The organism is Methylosinus sp. LW4 (assembly GCF_000379125.1).
Taxonomy (GTDB): Bacteria; Pseudomonadota; Alphaproteobacteria; order Rhizobiales; family Beijerinckiaceae; genus Methylosinus.
This window is the reverse complement of the sequence record NZ_KB900626.1, coordinates 1,266,559-1,286,609: the sequence shown is the minus strand read 5'-3', so window position 1 is coordinate 1,286,609 and position 20,051 is coordinate 1,266,559. Positions and strand designations below refer to the sequence as shown.

General features: G+C 67.2%; 15 protein-coding genes. 8 read left to right on the top strand and 7 right to left on the bottom strand.

All coding sequences use genetic code 11. The features are described from left to right. Nucleotides 1-5 precede the first annotated feature (5 nt). On the top strand, nucleotides 6-536 hold the full coding sequence (locus METLW4_RS0106520; protein ID WP_018265403.1) for a GNAT family N-acetyltransferase: 531 nt from the start codon (nucleotides 6-8) through the stop codon (nucleotides 534-536). A 1-nt stretch (nucleotide 537) separates the two neighbouring features. Here the strand turns inward: METLW4_RS0106520 and METLW4_RS26345 are convergent, their stop codons facing one another. From METLW4_RS26345 to METLW4_RS0106505, 3 genes are all read right to left on the bottom strand, one after another. Continuing rightward, the gene (locus METLW4_RS26345) at nucleotides 538-1,974 is read right to left on the bottom strand and encodes a M15 family metallopeptidase (RefSeq protein ID WP_018265402.1); all 1,437 of its coding nucleotides are present in this window, start codon (nucleotides 1,972-1,974) and stop codon (nucleotides 538-540) included. A gap of 53 nt (nucleotides 1,975-2,027) precedes the next feature. Further along, nucleotides 2,028-2,927 carry a phage tail tip lysozyme gene (locus tag METLW4_RS27670; protein ID WP_018265401.1) on the bottom strand — a complete coding sequence of 300 codons (900 nt, stop codon included), beginning with the start codon at nucleotides 2,925-2,927 and terminating at the stop codon, nucleotides 2,028-2,030. Nucleotides 2,928-3,056: 129 nt separating this feature from the next. After that, nucleotides 3,057-3,530: an NUDIX domain-containing protein gene (locus METLW4_RS0106505; protein ID WP_018265400.1), complete on the bottom strand. Its 474-nt coding sequence runs from the start codon at nucleotides 3,528-3,530 to the stop codon at nucleotides 3,057-3,059. Nucleotides 3,531-3,670: 140 nt separating this feature from the next. Between METLW4_RS0106505 and mbfA the strand changes: the two genes are divergently transcribed. Then, the gene (gene mbfA / locus METLW4_RS0106500) at nucleotides 3,671-4,642 is read left to right on the top strand and encodes an iron exporter MbfA (RefSeq protein ID WP_018265399.1); all 972 of its coding nucleotides are present in this window, start codon (nucleotides 3,671-3,673) and stop codon (nucleotides 4,640-4,642) included. 9 nt (nucleotides 4,643-4,651) lie between these two features. After that, the gene (locus tag METLW4_RS0106495) at nucleotides 4,652-5,533 is read left to right on the top strand and encodes a metallophosphoesterase family protein (protein ID WP_018265398.1); all 882 of its coding nucleotides are present in this window, start codon (nucleotides 4,652-4,654) and stop codon (nucleotides 5,531-5,533) included. Nucleotides 5,534-5,610: 77 nt separating this feature from the next. Here the strand turns inward: METLW4_RS0106495 and METLW4_RS26340 are convergent, their stop codons facing one another. After that, complete coding sequence (locus METLW4_RS26340; protein WP_245258417.1) at nucleotides 5,611-6,348, bottom strand: hypothetical protein; 738 nt, start codon at nucleotides 6,346-6,348, stop codon at nucleotides 5,611-5,613. A gap of 453 nt (nucleotides 6,349-6,801) precedes the next feature. On the opposite strand from METLW4_RS26340, the gene METLW4_RS0106485 reads away from it, so the two are divergent. From METLW4_RS0106485 to mobA, 3 genes are all read left to right on the top strand, one after another. Further along, nucleotides 6,802-12,246, top strand: a complete 5,445-nt coding sequence (locus tag METLW4_RS0106485; RefSeq protein WP_026191303.1) for a GH36-type glycosyl hydrolase domain-containing protein — start codon at nucleotides 6,802-6,804, stop codon at nucleotides 12,244-12,246. A 125-nt stretch (nucleotides 12,247-12,371) separates the two neighbouring features. Then, complete coding sequence (locus tag METLW4_RS0106480) at nucleotides 12,372-13,238, top strand: hypothetical protein (RefSeq protein ID WP_026191302.1); 867 nt, start codon at nucleotides 12,372-12,374, stop codon at nucleotides 13,236-13,238. A gap of 24 nt (nucleotides 13,239-13,262) precedes the next feature. Continuing rightward, on the top strand, nucleotides 13,263-13,889 hold the full coding sequence (mobA, locus tag METLW4_RS0106475; protein ID WP_018265394.1) for a molybdenum cofactor guanylyltransferase MobA: 627 nt from the start codon (nucleotides 13,263-13,265) through the stop codon (nucleotides 13,887-13,889). Here the strand turns inward: mobA and lepB are convergent. The 3 genes from lepB to METLW4_RS0106460 all read right to left on the bottom strand — a co-directional run bounded on the left by lepB (nucleotide 13,877) and on the right by METLW4_RS0106460 (nucleotide 16,660). After that, nucleotides 13,877-14,593, bottom strand: coding sequence for a signal peptidase I (gene lepB / locus METLW4_RS26335; RefSeq protein WP_018265393.1), 717 nt, complete (start codon nucleotides 14,591-14,593; stop codon nucleotides 13,877-13,879). The genes mobA and lepB overlap by 13 nt on opposite strands. An 84-nt stretch (nucleotides 14,594-14,677) precedes the next feature. Next, entirely contained in the window at nucleotides 14,678-15,709 is a 1,032-nt protein-coding gene (locus METLW4_RS0106465) for a cysteine synthase A (protein ID WP_018265392.1), read from the bottom strand. A 69-nt stretch (nucleotides 15,710-15,778) separates the two neighbouring features. Continuing rightward, nucleotides 15,779-16,660: an aldose epimerase family protein gene (locus METLW4_RS0106460; protein ID WP_018265391.1), complete on the bottom strand. Its 882-nt coding sequence runs from the start codon at nucleotides 16,658-16,660 to the stop codon at nucleotides 15,779-15,781. A gap of 164 nt (nucleotides 16,661-16,824) precedes the next feature. Between METLW4_RS0106460 and recJ the strand changes: the two genes are divergently transcribed. Together recJ and METLW4_RS0106450 are read left to right on the top strand one after the other, a co-directional pair. Further along, a complete protein-coding gene (gene recJ, locus METLW4_RS0106455) occupies nucleotides 16,825-18,645 on the top strand; it encodes a single-stranded-DNA-specific exonuclease RecJ (RefSeq protein ID WP_018265390.1) in 1,821 nt (606 codons plus the stop codon). A gap of 307 nt (nucleotides 18,646-18,952) precedes the next feature. Continuing rightward, nucleotides 18,953-19,972: a septal ring lytic transglycosylase RlpA family protein gene (locus tag METLW4_RS0106450; RefSeq protein ID WP_018265389.1), complete on the top strand. Its 1,020-nt coding sequence runs from the start codon at nucleotides 18,953-18,955 to the stop codon at nucleotides 19,970-19,972. Nucleotides 19,973-20,051: the final 79 nt, after the last annotated feature.

Below are 20,051 nucleotides of genomic sequence, written 5' to 3'. Positions count from 1 at the left end.
GAGCCTTGGCGGACGAATTCTCGCTACGCGCCGCGACGGTCGAGGATGCGAAGACGCTCGCCGCGCTCAATCTCGCCTGTTGGCGCGAGACCTATGCGAGCCTGCTGCCGGCGGAGACCTTCGCCGCCCTCACGCTCGAGGAGCGCCTCGATCATTGGCGCGGGGTTTTTCGGACGGAGGACAATATCGTCGCTCTGGCGATGGACGCCGCCGGAGAGGCGGCGGGCTTCACCCATTGGCGCGCGCATGAGCTCGCGCTCGGCGGGCGGCTCGGCCGCGGCGGCGAGATTTGCGCCATCTATCTGCGCCGCTCTGCGCTGAGACGCGGGCTCGGCGGCAGGCTGCTGCGGCTGATGGCGGCGGAGATGCGCGCCAGCGGCCTCAAATGGGCGAGCCTCGTGGTGTTGCGCGACAATCTCAACGCTCGCCAATTCTATGAGGCGATGGGCGCGCGCCGCTTCGGCCGCGAGCTCTCCTGGCGCGGCGTTCCGCAGGTCGCCTATGGCTGGCGGGACCTGCGTCGGCTGGGGCGGTAGCTCAGACGATCTGCCCGCTGGACGACGGGCGACGGCAAAATTCGAAATGCATTCCGTCGCGCGCGCTGTCCGGCCGAAAATATCCGCCCCAGGCGAATCCGAAGCTCTCGAAGATCGGCGCCAGCTCGACCACGCTGCCCACGGAGCCTTTCGGAGCGGGATCGGCGCCATAGGCGTTCCAGCGCGCATTGATGTCGAAAGCGAGGCCCCAGCTATGCGCGCTCAAATCGCGCGCGGGGTTCCAGGATTTGTGGCGCGGCACATGGCAACCGTCCCATTTCAATATGCGGTCGAGCAGGTCGCGCGCGGCGATCTCCGTAATAGCGGCGCGCAGAGGCTCGGCGATGGCCTTGTTGCAGGCGATCTCGCCATTGGGGACGAGATGCGCGAGCGCGGCTATCTCGACGGTGACGATATTGTCTTTCGCCCAGTCGTCGGTGATCTTTATGGCGCCGCGCGGCGCGCTCTCCTCATAGGCGAAGCGTCCGAAAATCTCGCGGATCTCGTCGGTCTTCAGCACTTTGAGATGCGTCGCGGGCGTCGGCGGCGCGGCCGGCGCCGCGCTTTCGGGGAGCGGAACGACGACGACGCAATTCTGATTGGTCGACAGGCCGAGCTTATGAGCGAGGCCGGGCGAGAGGTCGGCGACGCGGCCGGTATTCTCATTCGGCCCCCAATCGACCGGCTGCGCCCGCTCGGCGGCGCCCGTGCTCGGATTGACGACCGAGACCTCGATCTTTCTCAGATGAGCTTTGGGCGTGTCGTCGTAATTCCAGCGGCAGGCGATATAGAAAGCGTCGGGATCGAGGCGACGCGCCAGCCCGGTCGTTCCCGGCGGCTGCTGCGGCAGGAAAAGGCCCGGATAAGCGGGGATGTCGGACTCTTCCAGCAGAGCGAGGCCCTCGTTCGGTCCGACGCCCGGATCATGCGGGCCGCCGAAGGTCGACATTGGACCTCGAAAGGTGACGCTGCGGCCGGGGGCGACCGGCAGCGAGGGCGTCGACGAGACGGGCGGCGGCAAGGACGGCGGCGTCGCGGGAAGCGAGACCGCGCCGGTCCGCGCGAACAGCGCGGCGTCGATCTTGGGCGCTGGGACGCTGGCGAGATTGCGCGTGAACGCCTCGATGACATCCGAGCCGACATAGCCGGCGACGATCACGCCGAGGAGAATTTGCGCCGATGCAGACGGATCGACATTCATCAGCTTGGCGGGGCCGAGCGAGAGCGTCGTCGCCACTCCGGCGACGAAGCCGATCATCAGGCTCGTCGCGAGACGGGCGGCGCTGAACAAATCCTCCACAGAAGCGTCGGCGGTCTGAGCGTCGTCGTTCATCTTCTTGAGACCGGCGATCACGCGCAGCCCCTGTCCGATCGCGCCGAGCAAGCCTCCGAGCGTGAGCGCGCCGAGGACGTCGAAGAGCTGGCTGCTGTCCGTCATGACAAACCTCACCAATAAAAAAAACGCGGAAATTCGGCTGAGGCGGCGAGCGCTCAGGCGACCGCGGAAGCGCCCATCGGCGGCAGATCGTCGAAGAAAGCCAATCTTTTGCGTATTTCGAGGTCCGGCTTGGCGGGAACTTCGTAATTGCGCACCAGCGCGTCCATGATCTCGCCGGCGGAGGCGCCGTGGTCGAGCGCGCTGCATGACCGGGCGAAGCGCGGGACGCTGCGAATTTCCCATATCGCCGCGGCCGTCTGCTCGGCGACCGACATGTCTTTCGGATAGCGGCCGAACTGCTTGCGAATGGCTTCCGCGCGGCTCGGATCCCATTGCACTATGCCTTGGGAGCTGTGGTGAACATCCCAATGCTCGTCCCGCGGATTTGCGAGGGATTCGCCGGTCATATTGGCGACGAGCGCGCGCGCGGCGAGATCGCCGAGACCGAGCTGGCGCGCCGCCCCATAGGCCTCGATCTGATTTTGCCGCAGTGGGCTGAGCCTGCCGCTGGGCTTGCCGCCGCCGCTGGGAAGCTTCGGCGGCGAGACGGCGCCGCCGGGGGCGGGGGAGCCTCCGAAATTGCGCGTGAACGCCTCGAGGAAATCGACGCCCGCATAGCCGGAGGCCGCTATTCCCAAGAGAAGCTGCACATCGTCCGGCTTGATGGCGAGCAGGCGGCTTATGCCGATCGATATGCCGGCGATGACGCCGGCTATGAAGCCGACGACGAGGCTGACATTGATGCGGCTGGCGACGAAGAGATCGGCGCGGCCGGCGGGTTTCGTCAGCGCCTCGTCGTTCATCTTCTTCAAGCCGACGATGGCGCGGGCCCCTTGGCCCACTGCGCCGAGCAGGCCGGCGAGAAGAAGCGCGCCGAGGATTTGTCCGGGAGTGAGGCTCGTCGCCACATTGGCGGCGGCGCTGGCTGCGCCGGCGATCGGATTCTCCGCCATTCTGCAACCCCTTGAAAATTTGTCGCTATTGTTGCGACATCCGTGAAAACGGGAAAAATTCTCTACATATGATGACGAAATTTTGACAGTCAGGCAAGCGCATAGCCGCAGTCGAGACGCGTTTCGGCCTCACCAATAGGGAGAGACTTTCGCGCCGCCGAAAACCTCGGCTATGCGCGCCCGCGTCGCTGGAGTCGCGCCCTCGGGCAGGGCGTCGAGAGGGAAGAAGCTCGCCTCGGCGATCTCACGGTCCGGCGGGCGCGGCGCCGTCTGGCGAAAGGCGCGCGCGACGAAAAACGCCACATGGTCGCGCTTAGAGATGCCGCGGTTGAGATAGACGCCGCGCAGCTCCGCCGGGGCCTCCAGCTCAATATTGCCTTCCTCGGCCAGCTCGCGGGCGAGCGCCTGCTCCATAGTTTCGCCCGGCTCGACGCCGCCGCCGGGCAGATAATAGCCGGAGATATAGGTGTGCCGCACCAGCAGCACGCGCCGGTCCGCATCGACGACGAGGCCGCGGACGCCGAGCGTCATCGGCCGTATCACCGTCGCCGCGAGCACGATCAGCCGCGTCGTCAGCAGCGTCCGCCAGGAGGGCTCGCTCATCGATCCGGCGCTCGTGCGGCCGAGCGTTCAAATGTCTGGCGTTCCATGGTTCGACCCTCTAGAACCGCTCCAAATCGTCGCCGGCGCGACGTCGACAGCTAACTAGCGCCGCCGTTCCGCCGCGCGCAAGGAGCGTCAGATTGAAATCCTTTAGCGACCTCACGGAACGCGAAATTCTCGCCGTCGCCATCGCCTCGGAGGAGGAGGACGGCCGCATCTATCAGAGCTTCGCGGAAGACCTCTCCGAGCGCTATCCTTCCTCGGCCAGCGTCTTCGAGGAAATGGCCGAGCAGGAGGCCGCCCATCGCCACGCGCTGCTCAACCTCTATCAGAAGCGTTTCGGCCCCAATCTGCCGCCCATTCGGCGCGAGGATGTGAAGGGCTTTCTGCGTCGCCGGCCGATCTGGCTGACGCGCAATCTCTCGCTCGAGACGATCCGCAAGGAAGCGGAGGTCATGGAATATGAGAGCGCGCTCTTCTACCAGCGCGCGGCGGACCGGGCGACCGACGTCGGCGTGCGCAAGCTGCTCGGCGATCTCGCCGCGGCGGAGCAGGGGCACGAGACTCTCGCCATGCGTCTCGGGGCGCAAATCCTCACGCCCGGCGCGAAAAAGGAGGAGGATCTCGCCTATCGGCGTTTCTTCATCCTGCAATATGTGCAGCCGGGCCTCGCCGGGCTCATGGACGGCTCGGTCTCGACTCTGGCGCCGCTCTTCGCCGCAGCCTTCGCCACCCATAATAATTGGGAGACGTTTCTCGTCGGCCTCGCCGCCTCCATCGGCGCCGGCATCAGCATGGGCTTCGCCGAGGCGCTCTCGGACGACGGCTCGCTGACCGGCCGCGGCTCGCCGATCCTGCGCGGCGGCGTCTGCGGGCTGATGACGACGCTCGGCGGCCTCGGCCATACTCTGCCCTATCTCGTGCCGGATGCGATCCCCGACAGCTTCGCCATAGCGACGACCATCGCCGGCGCGGTGGTCTTCTTCGAGCTGTGGGCGATCGCCTTCATCCGCGCGCGCTACATGGACACGCCCTTCCTGCAGGCCGTGTTTCAGATCGTGCTCGGCGGCGCGATCGTGCTCGCGGCGGGCATTCTCATCGGCGGCGCGTGAGGCTGGCCAATGGCGTTTCTGCTCGCTCATCTCTCCGACGCCCATATCGGGCCGATCCCGCGGCCGAGCCTGCGCGAGCTCGCCGGCAAGCGGCTCACCGGCTACGCCAATTGGATCAATAAGCGGGCGCAGGCGCATGACATGGGCTTGCTCGGCCGGCTCGTCGAAGACATGGCGGCGCAAAAGCCCGACCATGTCGCGATGACCGGCGATATCGTCAATATCGGCCTCGACGCCGAGATAGAGGCCGCGCGGCTCTGGCTCTCCGGCCTCGGCAGCCCGGAGAATGTCAGCTTCACCCCGGGCAATCACGACGCCTATGTGCCGGCCGCCGTGCCCCGTATCGCCGAGACCTTCGCGCCTTGGACGACATCGGAGGAGGGGGCGGGCTTTCCCTATCTGCGGCGGCGCGGCGGGGTGGCGCTCATCGGGCTCGACTCGGCCGTGCCGACGGCGCCTTTCGTCGCCTCGGGCAGGCTCGGCGCGGAGCAGCGCAAGAAATTGGCGGCGCTGCTCGACAAGACCAAGGCGGAAGGGCTGGCGCGGGTCGTGCTGCTGCATCATCCGCCGCATCGCGGCGGCGCCAAGGCGTTGCGCGGCCTGGACGACGCCGCCGAGCTGGAGGCGATCATCGCCCGCCACGGCGCCGAGCTGATCCTGCATGGCCATAATCACAAGATCAGCCTGCATCGCCTGCCCGGCGCGCATGGGGAAACGCCGGTTGTCGGCGCGGCCTCCGCCTCGGCCAAGGCCGGCGCGCATTATCCCCGCGCCGCCTATAATCTCTATTCCATCGAGCGCGAGGGCGACAAAATCCTGATCTCCGCCCGCTCGCGCGGATTGGGCGCCGACGGCGAGACCATCGAGGAGCTGGACGCGCTGGCCCTCTAGAGTGTTTTCGAGCGAAGCGGGAACCGGCTCGCGTGAAGAGTCATTCCGGTTCGATTCGAACCGGAATGACCGGAGGCTCAGCGCGTCAGATAGGGGATGGCGTAGACGCCGAGCCGCCACAGCAGGAAGAAGAACGCCGCCGCGCCGGCGCCCTGCGCCAGAAATAGAATGGCGCGATAGAGCGTCTCGCCGATTCCGCCGGGCCGGGGCAGAGCGGGCAGGCTCGCCTTTGGAGCCGCCAGCCGCTTTTTCTTCGCCGCCTCCTCGGTGAAGGCGCGGGCGCCGCCCTGTCCGGCAAAGTCGAAAGCCAGCGCTTTTTCCCGCTCGATCAGCCGATGCGCCATATATTCGGTGATAGCCTCCACCACCGTCGCAATATTTTCGCTCTCGCCTATGGTGACGCGGCCGTTGCGCGTGTCCTGCAGAAAGCGATAGGTGCGGCGGTCCCGGCCCATCTCGACGAAGCCGACGTGATCGATGAAGAGGCGCGGCCGATCGCCATGCGAGACGCCTATGTCGAAGAGGTCGCAATCCTTCGGCGCCTGGGCGAGGACGGGATCCAGATGGTCCCGCAATATTTCGAGCCGGGCGATCTCGGCGTCGCGGAGATCGGCGAGAACGCCCGAGCGCTCGGCGTTGGCGAGCCGCGCCCGACGCATCGCGCCGGTCAGATTGGCGACGCGGGTCTCCTTGGTCTCCGTGGCCAGCGCGCGCTGGCCGGAGCCCCGCTCGGGCCGCCTATCCGTCACCAGCGCCGTCGGGGCGGGCGCATCGCCCGTCGTCGCCGGCTGGCCCTCCCTTTTGGATTCGTCCATCTCACTCATTCGCACGAAAGACCGCATGGCCATCTCATTCATTATACCTTCTCGCGACCGAGTTTCGACCGGAAAGAGCCGCTCACAGCGAAGCTTCGGCCGGGGCTTCGCTCTCATGTAACGAGCCATTATCGGAGGCGAGCGCGTCCTGGTTAGACCGCAAAGGCGGATAAAGCATGGCCGTCGTTACGAACGCGCCAATAGGATGTCGGGAATAATACTGATAATTCGACGCGAATATTAGACGTTTCGGCGTCTGTTCCGATGATGTTCCTTGCGCGCGTCTCGCCGACCGCGACGCGGAGAAATGCGGCGTCGACGGCCGAGCTTGCGGAGAGTCGACATTTGCGCCGCCATCCGGCAAATCTCCGGCCGACGAGAGCGGGCGCCCGCGATTCGCGCGCAGGAGGAGGCCGCAGCCCGCTGCTGGCCGCGCGCAAGCTGGAGACCCCTATGGCGCCTCACCAAGCCGGCCTGCCGACGGCAGGCGCGCGATTTGGGCGGATCGCATTCGGCGCGATCTGCTCGCTCGTTTCGGCCACGGAGGCGGGCGGCGGCCATGAGCATATGCTCGTCGCCGGCTTTTTCGCCGCGACGGCGCTGCTCCTTTTGCGCCCGGCGCAGGGGCGCATCCGCCAGGGCGTCGATTTCGCCATTGATTTCCTCGCCATTGGCGCGCTCGCCTTGCTCTGCGATCCCGCAGGCGTGCTGTGGCGCGCGCCGGAGACGCTTTCCAGCCTCTTCACTTTGACGCCGATCGGCGCGGGCTCCGCGGTCGGCCTCTATCTGCTCGGCGTCTCCATTCTTCCCGGCTCGCCTTTCGCGCTGCGCGCGGCGCTATTCCTTCTCCCATTCCTGTTCAGCCTTTTGGTCGCGCTCGGCTCGCGTGTCGTCGGCGAATTGGGCGGGCTGCTCTTCCTCGGTCTCGACGTTCCGCAGACGGCGCGCGTCATCGCGGCGCGGACGCTCATTGTTTTTCTGTTGAACGAGGCCGTCATCGTCGGCGCGCCGCTGGCGCTCGGCCGCTATCTGCCGCAGCAATGGCGTCCGCATGGCGTGCTGTTCCTCGCCGCGCTGATCGCCGCCGTCACGCCGGAGATCGCCAGCCTCGGCGCACATCCGCATGTCGCCTTTCTGCCGGCGCCGGTCGCCATCATCGTCGCGGCGCTGCTCGCCGCCGCGGCGCAGGCCGGTCTTTGGGGCGAGACCTATCTCGTCACACAGGCCATGGCGGGAATGCTGCGCGGGACGCCGTCTCTGCCGGTCATCGTGCTCAACGACTGGAAGACCGGCGCCGCCAAGGGCGCCGTCTATGGCTTCGTCTTCATGGCGCTGCTGCTGGTCGCCGGGCTCATTGTGAGCTTCCCGCCGGCGCTCGGGCTTCTCGTCGCGGCGGGTCCGGTCGGCGGCGCGCTGATCGGCGCGGCGACATTCCCGCTGCTGCGCGCCATCGTCGAGAGCACGGATTCGACCCCGCCATTCTACGCGAGGCTGCGGCTCGAATATGAGCGGACCGCCAATATCCCGCGCGGCCTCGTCGCCGGCGCGGCGGTCGGTTTCGCGCTGCTCTTCGGCCTGCCGCACGAGGACGGCGGCGCGCGCTTCCTCTTCGGCGCCGGGGCGGGGCTTCTCGCCTATGCCGGCGTGGACATGGGCTTCGATCTTTATGCGCTTCAGCAGAAGCGCCGCCAGCATTTACGCAGCTGGCGCGTCTATGCGCTGGGCGCGCTTTTGGGCGGGCTCGTCGGCGGGGCGGTAGCCTGGTATCTCGACGCCGATCAGCTCTCGACGATCGCCAAGAAATTCTTCGCCTATATCTCGCTGAGCTACGCCGCCGACGGTCGACCGGTCGCCGATTACGTCATCCGCCCGCTGTTCTCCAAATGGGGCGCGACCAATCTCGGCTTCGTCGATGGTGGCGTTCGCCTCTTTTTCGACGAGTCGCTGTCGGGCGTCATCCAATGGGTGTTCGCCGCGCCCTTGTTCTCGATCAATCTCTTCTTCCTGACGGCGCTGGTGCGCCGCAGCCTCGCGCCTTTGCGCCAGCTCGCGAGCTGGGAAGGTCTCGACATGCTGGTCGAGAACGCAGTGCGCGTGCTGCGCTGGGGCCTATGGATGGCGCCGGTCATCTATTCCTTTCTGAAGGCCTCGCCCGATCCGGCCTGGTACAATCAGGACGGCCTCATCCGCACCATCGTCGCCATATGGATGAATCACGCGCTGCCGGATCAGGATTTCCGCGCCTGGAGCCTCGACATATTCACGGCTCTGCTGGCCTATGACGCCATCCGCGTGCTGATCTGGTTCGACCATATGGGACTGCGCGTCGCGACGCTGGTGAACCTCTCCTTCGTCGGCGGCGATGTCGCGGACGAAAAGGCCGCGCGCTTCATCGGCAAGGCGCAGAAGAGCCGCGCCATACCGGAAGGATTGCGCCGCTTCGCCACCTGGGCGCCGCTGCTTTTGCCCTTCTACATTCCGCGCGGCGCGGAATGGGATCAGGCCTGGAGCGCGGCCGAGCGCATGGCGCATCTGCGCCCGCCGTCCTATTCCTACCTCATGGGCGGCTATATGGCCTATGCGGGCGCGCTCTCCATCGCGCTGGTGATTTTCCTGCTGATCCAGCTCGCCAAAGCCGGCAAGCTGCCGTTGGAAGGCGTCACCGGCGCCGGCGGCGCGCCCGGCTCCAAGCCCTTCGAGCTGACCAATGGCCTCGTCACCAGCCAATGGTTCGAGGATGGCCAGGGCGCGATGCGCGTCGAGGGCGTCGCCCGCGGCGGCCCGCCGATCGATCTCACCCGCAGGCCCGACGATCACGCGCATCCGCGCGGACGCTTTCTGTTCTTCCGCGAGGAGGGCCGCGATCTCTGGTCGCTCGGCTCCGCGCCGACCTGCGCGCGCTGCGAGAAAGTGTCGCTGGAGAGCGAGGGCTGCACTTTCCTCTACGTGCTGATGGAGCAGGGCGGCTTCGCCATAGAAGCGAAGATTGCGCTCGCGCCGGACGAGGCCGTGGAGATCACGCGCCTGCGCCTCGTCGATCTCGAGCAGCGACCGCGCAAGATCACACTCGCGACGCTTCGCGAATGGGTGCTGAACGAGACCGGCGTCGAGCAGCGGGACGCCGCCTATAACGCCATTCACATCGGCACATGGTTCGTCGGCGGGCTGAACGCCATTATCGCGCAGAACCGCCTGCTGAAGGGCGGCGCGCGGCGCGACGTCGATCGCCGCCTTTCGCCGGAGGTCGGCTTTCATGCGATCGGCGCGGCCGAAGGCACGCGGCTTCGCGTCGTCGGCTATGAGGATGTGAAGGCGCGCTTCTATGGCCTCGGCGCCGCCGGATCGCCGGACAGCCTCAGAAATGGCGATCAGCCGCGCGATCCGTCAGACGAGGGCCTGCTGTTCGGCTTCGAGCCGATCGCCAGCCTGCGCGCGGAACTGGAGATCGCGGCCGGCGGCGCGGCGGAGATCGTCATCGTCGACGGCTGGGCGCGCGACATCGCTTCGGCGACGCGCATGATCGCCGAGCACCTCGCGCGCGACGTCGATTTCGCGAGTGTGGAAACGGCGCTGGCGCGCAAGCGCGCGCTGCTGCATCCGCCGGCGCCGACCGAGCATCGCTACGCTTTCGCCGAGGACGGCCGCAGCCTGACGCTGCGCCCCGATACGACGCGGCTCTACGCCCATGTGATCGCCAATGCGGTCGGGCAGGGCGCGGTGCTCGGCAATCATGGCGATATTTATTCCTTCCACGGCAATTCGCGGCTCAACAGCCTGACGCCCTTCCGCATGGGCGAGGGCCGCATGACGCCAGCGGGACAGGCCATTTACGTCTATCACCTCGCCCGCCAGGACGCGCATTCGGCGACCTTCGCGCCGCTGCGCCGGCGCGACGCGGAGCACAGGATCGAATATGGCCTCGGCTATGCGATCTATCGTTCTAGCCGCGACGGTCTCGACCTCGAATTGACCGTCTTCGTCCCGCCGGACCAGCCGGTGGAAATCAAGCTGCTGCGCATTATCAACCGCCACGATCACGAGCGTCTGCTGCAGATCACCCCGGCGATGGAGATCGTTCTCGCCGAGACGCCGAACGAAAGCCTCGGCCGCATAGAGGCCCTCGCGGGCGAGAACAATCGCGCGCTCTACTTCCGCAACCCGGACAATAATTTCGTCCAGGGCTGGGCCTTCGTCTCCACCTCGATCGCGGCGGAGTTCGCCGAGACCTCGCGGCGACGCTTCCTCGGCCATGAGAGCCGCGACCCGGCGCTTCCCTATATGGTCGAGCATGGCCACCCCGACGCCGGCGCGCCGGAGCATCAGCGCAAGGTGGCGAGCTTCTCCGGCGCGATCGACGTTCCCGCCGAGGGCGAGTCGCTCGTCGTCGTCGCCATGGGGCAGACGCCGACGCTCGAAAGCTCCAAGATTCTCGCCGCGCTCGCCAGCGATCCGGCCTACGCCACACGCGCGCTGGAAGAAACGAAGCGCGATTGGGACGCTCGCCTCGGCGTGCTGCGGGTGAAGACCAATCGGCCGGAATTCGACCGGCTGGTGAATGACTGGCTGCCCTATCAGCTGCTCGTCTCGCGGCTCTGGGGCCGCTCCGGCCCGGCGCAGCGCTCGGGCGCGACCGGCTATCGCGATCAGCTGCAGGATGTGCTGCCGCTCATTCATCTCGCGCCGGAACTCGCCCGCGCGCAGATTTTGAAGCATGCCGCGCATCAGTTCATCGAGGGCGACGCGGTGAAATGGTGGCATGACGCGCCGGACGGCGGCTGCGGCATCGCCGACCGCACCCACGCCTCCGACCCGCATCTGTGGCTGCCCTATCTGACCGTCCGCTATGTGAAGGGAACCGGCGACGACGCCATTCTCGACGCGATCGAGCCCTTCCTCGAGGCGGAGCTGACGCCGCCCGATCGGGAAGGAAACGCCAGCGTGCCGCTGACCTCGCGCGACAAGGACACGCTGCTCGGCCATTGCGCGCGGGCGATCGACTATTCGCTGGACCGCTTCGGCGCCCATGGCCTGCCGCTGATGGGGACGGGCGATTGGGACGACGGGCTCAATCTGCTCGGCGCGCAGGGACGCGGCGAGAGCGTCTGGGTCGGCTTCTTCCTGCACGGGATTCTCGTCGATATCGCGCCTTTGTTCGAGTCGCGCGGCGACGCCGAACGAGCGGCTCGCTATCGCGCGCGCGCCGAGGCGCTGCGCGCTGCGCTCGATTCCTGCTGGCGGGGCGACCGCTTCCTGCGCGCCTATGCGGATGATGGAAGCGAGGTCGCGCCGATGAGCGCCATGACCGCCTCCTGGCCGATCCTCTCCGGCGCGGTGGATTTCGCGCGCGGCAAGGAGACGCTCGACAATGCGCTGGCGGCGCTCGCGCGGCCGGATCGCATATTGCTGGTGACGCCTTTCTTCGACGAGAACTCGCGTCCCTATCCCGGCCGCAGCGCCGAATATCCGCCGGGCGTGCGCGAGAATGGCGGCCAATATTCGCATGGCGTCTCCTGGCTGATCGACGCGCTGACGCGCCTCGCGCTGGAGGCCGCCGCCGGCGGCGATCAGGCGCAATCCGACGCGCTGTTCGCGCGCGCGTGGGACGCTTGGTTCGCCATCTCGCCGCTGTCGCGACTGACGACGCCGGAGCAGGCCGATATTTACGGCCTCGCGCCGCATCAGCAGCCGGCCGACGTCTATGAGGGCGAGGGCTATGAGGGCCGCGGCGGCTGGAGCTGGTACACGGGCGCCGCCGCGCGCATGCTGTCCGCCGCCTATGGGCTGCTCGGCCTGGAGATGATCGACGGCGAGCTCAGCCTGCGTCCCGACGCCTTCGAGCGCAAAGGCGAATTGAAGCTCGAGAGCGTCGCTTGGCGCGGAAAGAGCTTCTCCGCCTGAAGCGTATGTTTTCACCATGAATCGGCGTCCGCGGCGCGGACGCTTGTGGACAAATTGATTTCATTTTAGCGTTTCGTCGCTCGATCAGCAGCTTGCGTTCGGGCCTCGATGCGGCGTTTTTCTTCATGAGCTCATGGGCGCGTATCTGCTCCTGTGTCGCGGCGCTGTCGTTTCTACAATCGGCGGCGTGCCGCGCCGGCGCGTTTCTGCAAAAGCCGGGCGAGGGGATCGTCATCCTCTCGACCAGCTTCGCCGACGCCCATAAGGCCTATGACTCGCGCGGCAAGCTCGTCGCCGCGCCCTCCTATGCCAAATTCGAGACGCAGGCCTATGTCGAATATGGCCTCATCGACGAGATCACCTTCGTCGCCGAGTCGAGCTATATGCGTTTCCGCGGCGCCAATGAGCAGCGCCAGCTCCAGCAATTGCAATATCTGACGGCGGAAGCGATCGCCGGCGCGCCGCTCTATCTGCCGCCCGGCCTCGGCGGCGGCGCGCGTTACGAGGGACTCGGCGCGGGCTGGATCGGCGGCCGGCTGCGGCTGCTCGAATGGGGCGCGACCATTCTCTCCGTGCAAGGGAGCCTGCGCGCGGCGACGCCCGCCGCGCAGACCTATCTCGACATGAAGCGGCGATTGCAGGAGGATGTGCGTCTGCAATTGGGCTGGCCTGTCGAGATTTTCGGTCTGTCCGGCTTCAGCGACATGCAGCTCGGCTATCGCTCTCTCGGACAGAGCGGCGACGAGCTGCGCGGCGAGATGACCTTCGGCCTGCGGCCCGTCGATGGCGTGCTGCTGCTGGCCCAGAGCTTTTTCTCCTTCTCTCCCTGGAGCGGATCGGCGCCTTTCATGTCCTCGCAAAAAGCTCAGGTGAGCGCGGTCTACGACGTCACGCGCGAGGTCGCCCTGCAGCTCGGCGTTCGCGCCTCGCTGCGCGGCGTCAATGATTCCGCCGAGCGCGGCCTGCTCGGCGCCCTATGGTATAGGTTCTGAGAGGAACCGCCGGGCGAGGGGAAGATGACACGCTGTTTCGGACTCATTCTGGCCGGCGGCCAGGCGCGGCGCATGGGCGGCGTCGCCAAGCCGTTGATCGAGGTCGGCGGCGCGCCGATCCTCGAGCATCTCCTCCGCCGGCTCGCGCCGCAATGCCTGCGCCTCGCGCTCAACGCCAATGGCGATCCGAGCCGCTATGCAGATTTCCATCTGCCGATCGTGGCGGACGAGGTGAAGGGTTTCGCGGGGCCGCTCGCCGGCGTGCTCGCCGGCCTAGATCATGTCGCCGCGCATTTCCCCGATGTTCCACTCATGCTGAGCGTTCCGGCGGATACGCCTTTCGTTCCGCTCGATCTCGCGGCGCGGCTCGCGAGCGCGCGCGCCGAGACGAAGGTGGAAATCGCCGTCGCCAAATCGGCCGACCGCGTGCATCACGCCGTCGCCCTCTGGCCGGTGGCGCTGCGCGAACCGCTGCGCCACGCGCTGGTGAAGGAGGATTTGCGCAAGGTCTCGGGCTTCATCGAGCGTTACGCCAATACGCGAGTGGAATGGCCGGTCGAGCCCTACGACCCGTTCTTCAACGTCAACCGGCCGGACGATGTCGAGCAGGCCGAGCGTATCGCGGCGAGCCTACCGCCTCAACGCTCGTAGTAAGTCTTGATGCGGCCGAGAATCCTGTCGATAGGCACGAAGCCGACGCCGCCTTCCATCCTCGTCTGCCGGGAATCGGCCGAGTTGTCGCGATTGTCGCCCATCACGAAAACATGACCCGGCGGGACGACATACTGCCGCGTCCGTCCCCAGGGCGTCTCGAGCGGCTCCCCCTGGCCATCGACCGCCTCGAAATGCCAAAAGGAGCGTCCCTCGGGCAATTGCTCGGCGACCGCGACGAGGAGATAGCGGCTCGCTTCCGGCTCTATGCGCACCGGACGGCCGACGACTTGTCGCGGCACGAGCGCGCCATTGATCCACAGCTCGTTGCGTTGGAGCCGCACGCGGTCATCCGGCAGTCCTATAACGCGCGACATTCGCTCTTGTCCGCCATCGGTCACGAACATCACCGCATCGCCTCGGATGGGCCGAAGGTCCGGCCATCTGCCCCATCGCGGCGCATGATCCCAATCGTGGCTATAACGGCTGATCCCATAGGCGAGTCGGTCGAGCGTGACGAACCCGCCGCGATGGACGCTCGGCTCCATGTCGCTCGCGCTCACATAGACCCAGCGATACATCAGCCCGATCGCGATCGGGCACAATATGATCGTCAGCAGCAATAGAAAACCGAAGCTCGCGGCGCCGATGAATAATCTACGGTCGGCTGCGTCGAGCGACTTTTGTGTGTCGGCCCCGCTCATGCGCAAGCCCTCGAACGATCCGTGAAGAACATCCCATCATGCACGTCACGCTCGAGATTGCTCGATGAATCTCGTCGCGTTCCCTCACACGAACCCCGGATCGATCTTGCCCGCCCGCTCGAGCCAGGCCGGCGTCGGCAGATTCTGCCCGCGCAAAAACTCGAGATTGTAGAGCTTGGAGGCGTAGCGCGTGCCGAGATCGGCGAGGATTGTCACGATCGTATGGCCGGGGCCGAGCTCCTTGGCGAGGCGGATCGCGCCCGCCACATTGACGCCCGAGGAGCCGCCGAGCAGCAGCCCTTCATTCTCGGCGAGATCGAAGAGAATAGGCAGCGCCTCCGTGTCCGGGATCTGATAGGCGAGATCGATCGGCGCGCCCTCGAGATTGGCGGTGATGCGGCCTTGCCCGATGCCCTCGGTGATGGAGGAGCCGGCGGCCTTCAGCTCGCCGGTCGTGTAATAGGAATAGAGCGCCGCGCCGAGCGGATCGGCGATGGCGATTTTCACGGAGGGCTTGCGCTCCTTCAGCGCGATGCCGATGCCGGCGAGCGTGCCGCCCGTGCCCACCGCGCAGACGAAACCGTCGATCTCGCCGTCCGTGTCTGCGAAAATCTCCGGCCCGGTGCCGCGAATATGGGCGTCGCGATTGGCCACATTGTCGAATTGATTGGCCCAGATCGCCCCTTCCGGCGTCTCCTTCGCCAGCCGTTCGGCGAGGCGGCCGGAGAGCTTCACATAATTATTGGGATTGGCGTAAGGGACGGCCGGCACCTCGACGAGCTGCGCGCCTTGGAGACGGAGCGTGTCCTTCTTCTCCTGGCTCTGCGTCTCCGGGATGACGATGACGGTGCGAAAGCCGAGCGCATTGGCGACCAGCGCGAGGCCGATGCCGGTATTGCCGGCCGTGCCCTCGACGATGGTGCCGCCCGGCTTCAGCGCGCCGTCCGCAATGGCGGCCTGGACGATGGAGAGCGCGGCGCGGTCCTTCACCGAGCCGCCCGGGTTCATGAATTCCGCCTTGCCGAGAATGCGGCAGCCGGTGGCCTTGGACGCCGCCTTCAATTCGATGAGCGGGGTATTGCCGATCGCTTCGATGACATTGGCGGCGAATTTCATGTCGGACCCGTCCTTTACGCGCGACCAATCCGCGCTAGCCGATAGAGTGTGTGGAAGCAAGGTTTATTCCTATTCGCTCGCCCTCCGCTTCTCCAAGCGGAATGTGGCGGCATGAGTCGCCCGCTCGCCCGGCGCGAGGATTCGCATGGACGGCTTCTCATAGAGATCGCCGGAAAAATCCTCCGGGTCGCCATGGCCGGTCCAGGCTTCTATGCAGAGGAAAGGGGCCGGCGGCCGCGCCCATAGCGCGATATGGGGAAAATCCTCGAGCTCGACCGCGAGCGCCAGCCCTTCGCCATTGTCGTAAAGGAGACGCCGGCTCGCCGCGCCGAGAAAGCACAGCGCCTCCTGCTCGAGAAGCGCGGCGGAAAGCGGAAGCCGCCGCTCTTCCAACGGGATGGCGCGGCGGCGGTCGGAAAATAGCCCGCCCGGCGCGATGACCGGAACCTCGCCGCTCTCTTCTGTCTCGAAATGGATCGCATGCGCCGCCGCCGAGCCGTCCAGCGGCCAGCGAAATCCTGGATGCAGGCCGAGCGCATAGGGCAGGGGGCGCGCGTCGCGATTGGAGGTCGTGAGCGAGACGCGCAGCTCCCCCGGACGCAGCGAGAAATGCGCCTCGAGGCGGAAGGCGAAGGGATAGAGCGCGCGACTCTCCTCGTCCTCCTCGAGGCTCAAAGAGACCGCCGTCTCCGACCGCTCCAGCAGAGTGAAGCGCTTATGGCGCGCGAAGCCGTGCAGGCCGAGCGGAAAACGGGCGCCGTCGACGCGGATTCCGTCGCGCGTCCAGCCCACCACCGGAAACAGCATCGGCGCCGTTTGCGGCCAGACCTCCGGCTGCGGCTCCCAGACGAGATCGACGCCGCCGGCGCGCCAGGAGACCAGCTCGGCGCCCAGAAGGGAGATTTCGGCCCCATCGTCGGAGCCGGCCGCGAGGCGAATCGTTTCGGTCATGCCCCGATCGTAACGAGCGCGACCCTGGCCGGGGAGGGCGCGGCGGCTTTTCCGCGAGGGGAAGAACGTAAAGACGGGGGACGGCTTCTGCGCCGCATTGACCGGCCGGACCGTGGCCGCGATGCTTCTCCATCACGATTCTCGCTTCTTCCCCCGGGCCTTCGATGCTGGACAAAATCGCCGGGAGCGACCGACCGCTGTTTCTGGGGGTCGAGCGCTCGATCGCAGGCCGCGCCTGGCGCGCCCGGCTGCGCCTGCGTGACGAGGCCCAGGCGGCGGCCATCGCCCAGATTCACGGCCATGGCGACGCGCTCTCGCGCGTCCTGGCGGGGCGGGGCGTGACGCAGGAGACGGCGGCCGCTTTTCTCGATCCGACGCTGCGCGCGCTGATGCCCGATCCGCTGCTGCTGCAGGATATGGAGGCCGCCGTCGAGCGCCTCGCTCGGGCGGTGGCGGCGGGCGAGCAGATCGCCGTCTTCGGCGATTATGACGTCGACGGCGCGACCTCCTCCGCGCTTTTCGTCGAATTTTTGGAGGCGGGCGGCTGCCCGCGGCCCTTCCTCCATATTCCCGACCGCATTCTCGAGGGCTATGGCCCCAACGCCGAGGCGATCGGCGAGCTGAGGGCGCGGGGCGCGAGCCTGCTGGTGACGCTGGATTGCGGCACGACCAGCCACGCCGCGCTCGCCTCGGCCCGGGCCTCGGGGCTCGACGTCATCGTCATCGACCATCATCAGGCGCCGGAGATCCTGCCGGACGCGATCGTCGTCAATCCCAATCGGGCCGACGATCTCTCCGGCCTCGGCCATCTCTGCGCGGCGGGCGTCGCCTTTCTCGCCCTCGCGGCGCTGGCGCGCGAGCTGCGCCGGCGCGGACATTGGACCGACGCCCGGCCACAGCCCGACCTCCTCGCAGGTCTCGATCTCGTGGCGCTGGCCACGGTCGCCGACGTCGCGCGGCTGCAGGGCCTCAACCGCGCCTTTGTGGTGAAGGGCCTCGCGGTCATGCGCGGCCGCGCGCGCATCGGCCTTTCGGCGCTGCTCGACGCCGCGCGGGTGGACGGGCCGCCGCGCGCCTATCATCTCGGCTTCGTGCTCGGGCCGCGCATAAACGCCGGCGGCCGCATCGGCGACGCAGCGCTGGGCGCGCGTCTGCTGACCTTGCGCGATCCCGTTGAGGCCGCTCGCATTGCCGCCGAGCTCGACCGGCTCAACGTCGAAAGGCAAGCGCTGGAGAAGGCCACTCTGGAGGAGGCGGAGGCCGAGGCGGACCGCCAGCTGATGCGCTCCAACCGGCTCTCCTGCCTCGTGGTCGCGGGCGAGGGATGGCATCCCGGCATTGTCGGAATCGTCGCCTCGCGGTTAAAGGACAAGTTCAAGATTCCCGCCTTTGTCATTGCAAAGACAGGAGAAGTTTGCTCAGGCTCAGGTAGAGGCTCGAGTGGCGTCGATCTCGGCCGCACGGTGCGGATGGCCGTCGAGGAAGGCCTTTTGCAAAAGGGCGGCGGCCATGCGATGGCGGCCGGCGTCACGCTCGCGAGCGAGCGAATCGACTCCTTTCGCGCCTTTATGAACGACGCGCTGGAAGAGGATGTCGAGCGCGCTCGCGACGCCGACGCGCTGCTCGTCGACGGCGCGCTGACGGCGCGCGGCGCGAGCGTCGAATTCATCCGCGCGCTCGAGCAGGCGGGGCCTTTCGGCGCCGGCAATCCCGAGCCGGTCTTCGTCCTGCCGGACCAGCGCATCGTCGATGCCGCGGTGGTCGGCTCCGCCCATGTGCGGGCGCGGATCCAATCCGGCGATGGGACGAGGCTCGACGCCATCGCCTTTCGCGCCGTGGGAACGCCGGTCGGCGACACGCTGCTGCAGGGCCGCGGGCGGATGCTGCATGTCGCCGCGCGATTGGGCGCCAATGTGTTTCGCGGCGCGGAGCGGGTGGAGACGCGCATCGTCGATCTCGCGCGGCCGGATCGCGAAATATGGTGAACGCGCGAATAATCGCGAAGATATTGGCGTATCTCGCGATTTCGGCGCACGGGCGCATTGGGCGAATCTGTGGCGGGCGGCGAAGCTCCCGTCGCAATTTGGTCGCAATCGCCCTTTCTCATGCCCAAGCTCGAGGATGCGGGAGAGGGAGCGCGACGCGCGTTAACTCCCGAGTAATTCGGGCGCGAGACATTGAGGCGTGCGGTCGCGCCGAAGCAGCTCGGTTTTCGGGGCCCCGCATCGTGGCCTCCCGAGGCCGCGCCAGCGAAGCGAACCGTCCCCCATTTCGAGCGAATGCGCGCCTCACATGAGATCGAGATCGAGACTGCCGGAACTTCGCTACTCCTTCGCGCTTCTCGGCCTTTGCGCGCTCGCGGGCTGCTCGTCCGCCCCGCCGGCCGTGCACAATAAGATCGCCCGCTCGCAGGTCGATCCGCGCTATGGCGTCGCGCCGAGCCCGCGCGTCGTCGCGGATGGCGAGGAAGTGCCGCGCGGCGGCGGCTACTATATGGTGGGCAAGCCCTATCAGATCGCCGGCAAGACCTATTATCCGAGCGAGCGAGCCTATACGGCCACGGGTCTCGCCTCCTGGTACGGATCCGATTTTCACGGACGCAAAACGGCCAATGGCGAGGTGTTCGACAGCGCCTCCATCAGCGCCGCGCATCCGACCATGCCGCTGCCGAGCTATGCGCGCGTGACCAATCTGCGCAATCACCGCTCGATGATCGTGCGCGTCAATGATCGCGGCCCCTATCATGGCGGCCGCGTGATGGACGTCTCGCAGCGCGTCGCCGAGGCGCTGGATTTCCATCGCGTCGGCACGGCGCGGGTGAAGGTCGATTTCGTCGGCCGCGCCGCGCTCGAAGGCTCCGACGATCTCAAGCTGCTGGCGACATTGCGCGACGACGGCCGTCCTGCGACGCTGCCGGGCGGCGCGCCGATCATGATGGCGACCAATCTGCGCGAGACGCCGAGCCGCGTCGCGCGGCTGGAGCGCTCCGAGGAGACACAGCAGGCCGAGCGCGCCGCCGCCCGCGCCGAGGCGCGTGAGGAGGAGAGCGCGTCTCGGGCGGAAACGCAGAGCATGGCTCGCGCCGAGGCGCATGAGGAGAGGACGACTTCTCGCGCCGAAGCGCGCGAGGCCGAGAGCCCGCGCCGGACCGAGGCGCGCGCGGTCGAGAAAGAGCCGGTCTCCACCATTCCGACTCCGATCTCGGCCAAGGCGCAGGCCATGGCCAAGAGCGCGCCGCTGCCGCCCTCGCGGCCTTTCGATCTCGGAACGGCGTCGCCGCGCAATCTGCGCTTGCGGCAAGCGCTCAATTAACCTCGCCGGCGCTCCGGGCGGCCGCGCGCCGCGCGAGGCCGTTGCTTTCTGCCCTCCGACGCGCCACATTTCAACGGAA

What these genes read in the sequence shown, in the direction of transcription:
- METLW4_RS26345 (WP_018265402.1), bottom strand. Translation starts at nt 1,974, where the DNA reads ATGACGGACAGCAGCCAGCTCTTCGACGTCCTCGGCGCGCTCACGCTC.
- METLW4_RS27670 (WP_018265401.1), bottom strand. Translation starts at nt 2,927, where the DNA reads ATGGCGGAGAATCCGATCGCCGGCGCAGCCAGCGCCGCCGCCAATGTG.
- METLW4_RS0106505 (WP_018265400.1), bottom strand. Translation starts at nt 3,530, where the DNA reads ATGAGCGAGCCCTCCTGGCGGACGCTGCTGACGACGCGGCTGATCGTG.
- METLW4_RS0106495 (WP_018265398.1), top strand. Translation starts at nt 4,652, where the DNA reads ATGGCGTTTCTGCTCGCTCATCTCTCCGACGCCCATATCGGGCCGATC.
- METLW4_RS26340 (WP_245258417.1), bottom strand. Translation starts at nt 6,348, where the DNA reads ATGGACGAATCCAAAAGGGAGGGCCAGCCGGCGACGACGGGCGATGCG.
- METLW4_RS0106485 (WP_026191303.1), top strand. Translation starts at nt 6,802, where the DNA reads ATGGCGCCTCACCAAGCCGGCCTGCCGACGGCAGGCGCGCGATTTGGG.
- METLW4_RS0106480 (WP_026191302.1), top strand. Translation starts at nt 12,372, where the DNA reads ATGAGCTCATGGGCGCGTATCTGCTCCTGTGTCGCGGCGCTGTCGTTT.
- mobA (WP_018265394.1), top strand. Translation starts at nt 13,263, where the DNA reads ATGACACGCTGTTTCGGACTCATTCTGGCCGGCGGCCAGGCGCGGCGC.
- lepB (WP_018265393.1), bottom strand. Translation starts at nt 14,593, where the DNA reads ATGAGCGGGGCCGACACACAAAAGTCGCTCGACGCAGCCGACCGTAGA.
- METLW4_RS0106465 (WP_018265392.1), bottom strand. Translation starts at nt 15,709, where the DNA reads ATGAAATTCGCCGCCAATGTCATCGAAGCGATCGGCAATACCCCGCTC.
- METLW4_RS0106460 (WP_018265391.1), bottom strand. Translation starts at nt 16,660, where the DNA reads ATGACCGAAACGATTCGCCTCGCGGCCGGCTCCGACGATGGGGCCGAA.
- recJ (WP_018265390.1), top strand. Translation starts at nt 16,825, where the DNA reads ATGCTGGACAAAATCGCCGGGAGCGACCGACCGCTGTTTCTGGGGGTC.
- METLW4_RS0106450 (WP_018265389.1), top strand. Translation starts at nt 18,953, where the DNA reads ATGAGATCGAGATCGAGACTGCCGGAACTTCGCTACTCCTTCGCGCTT.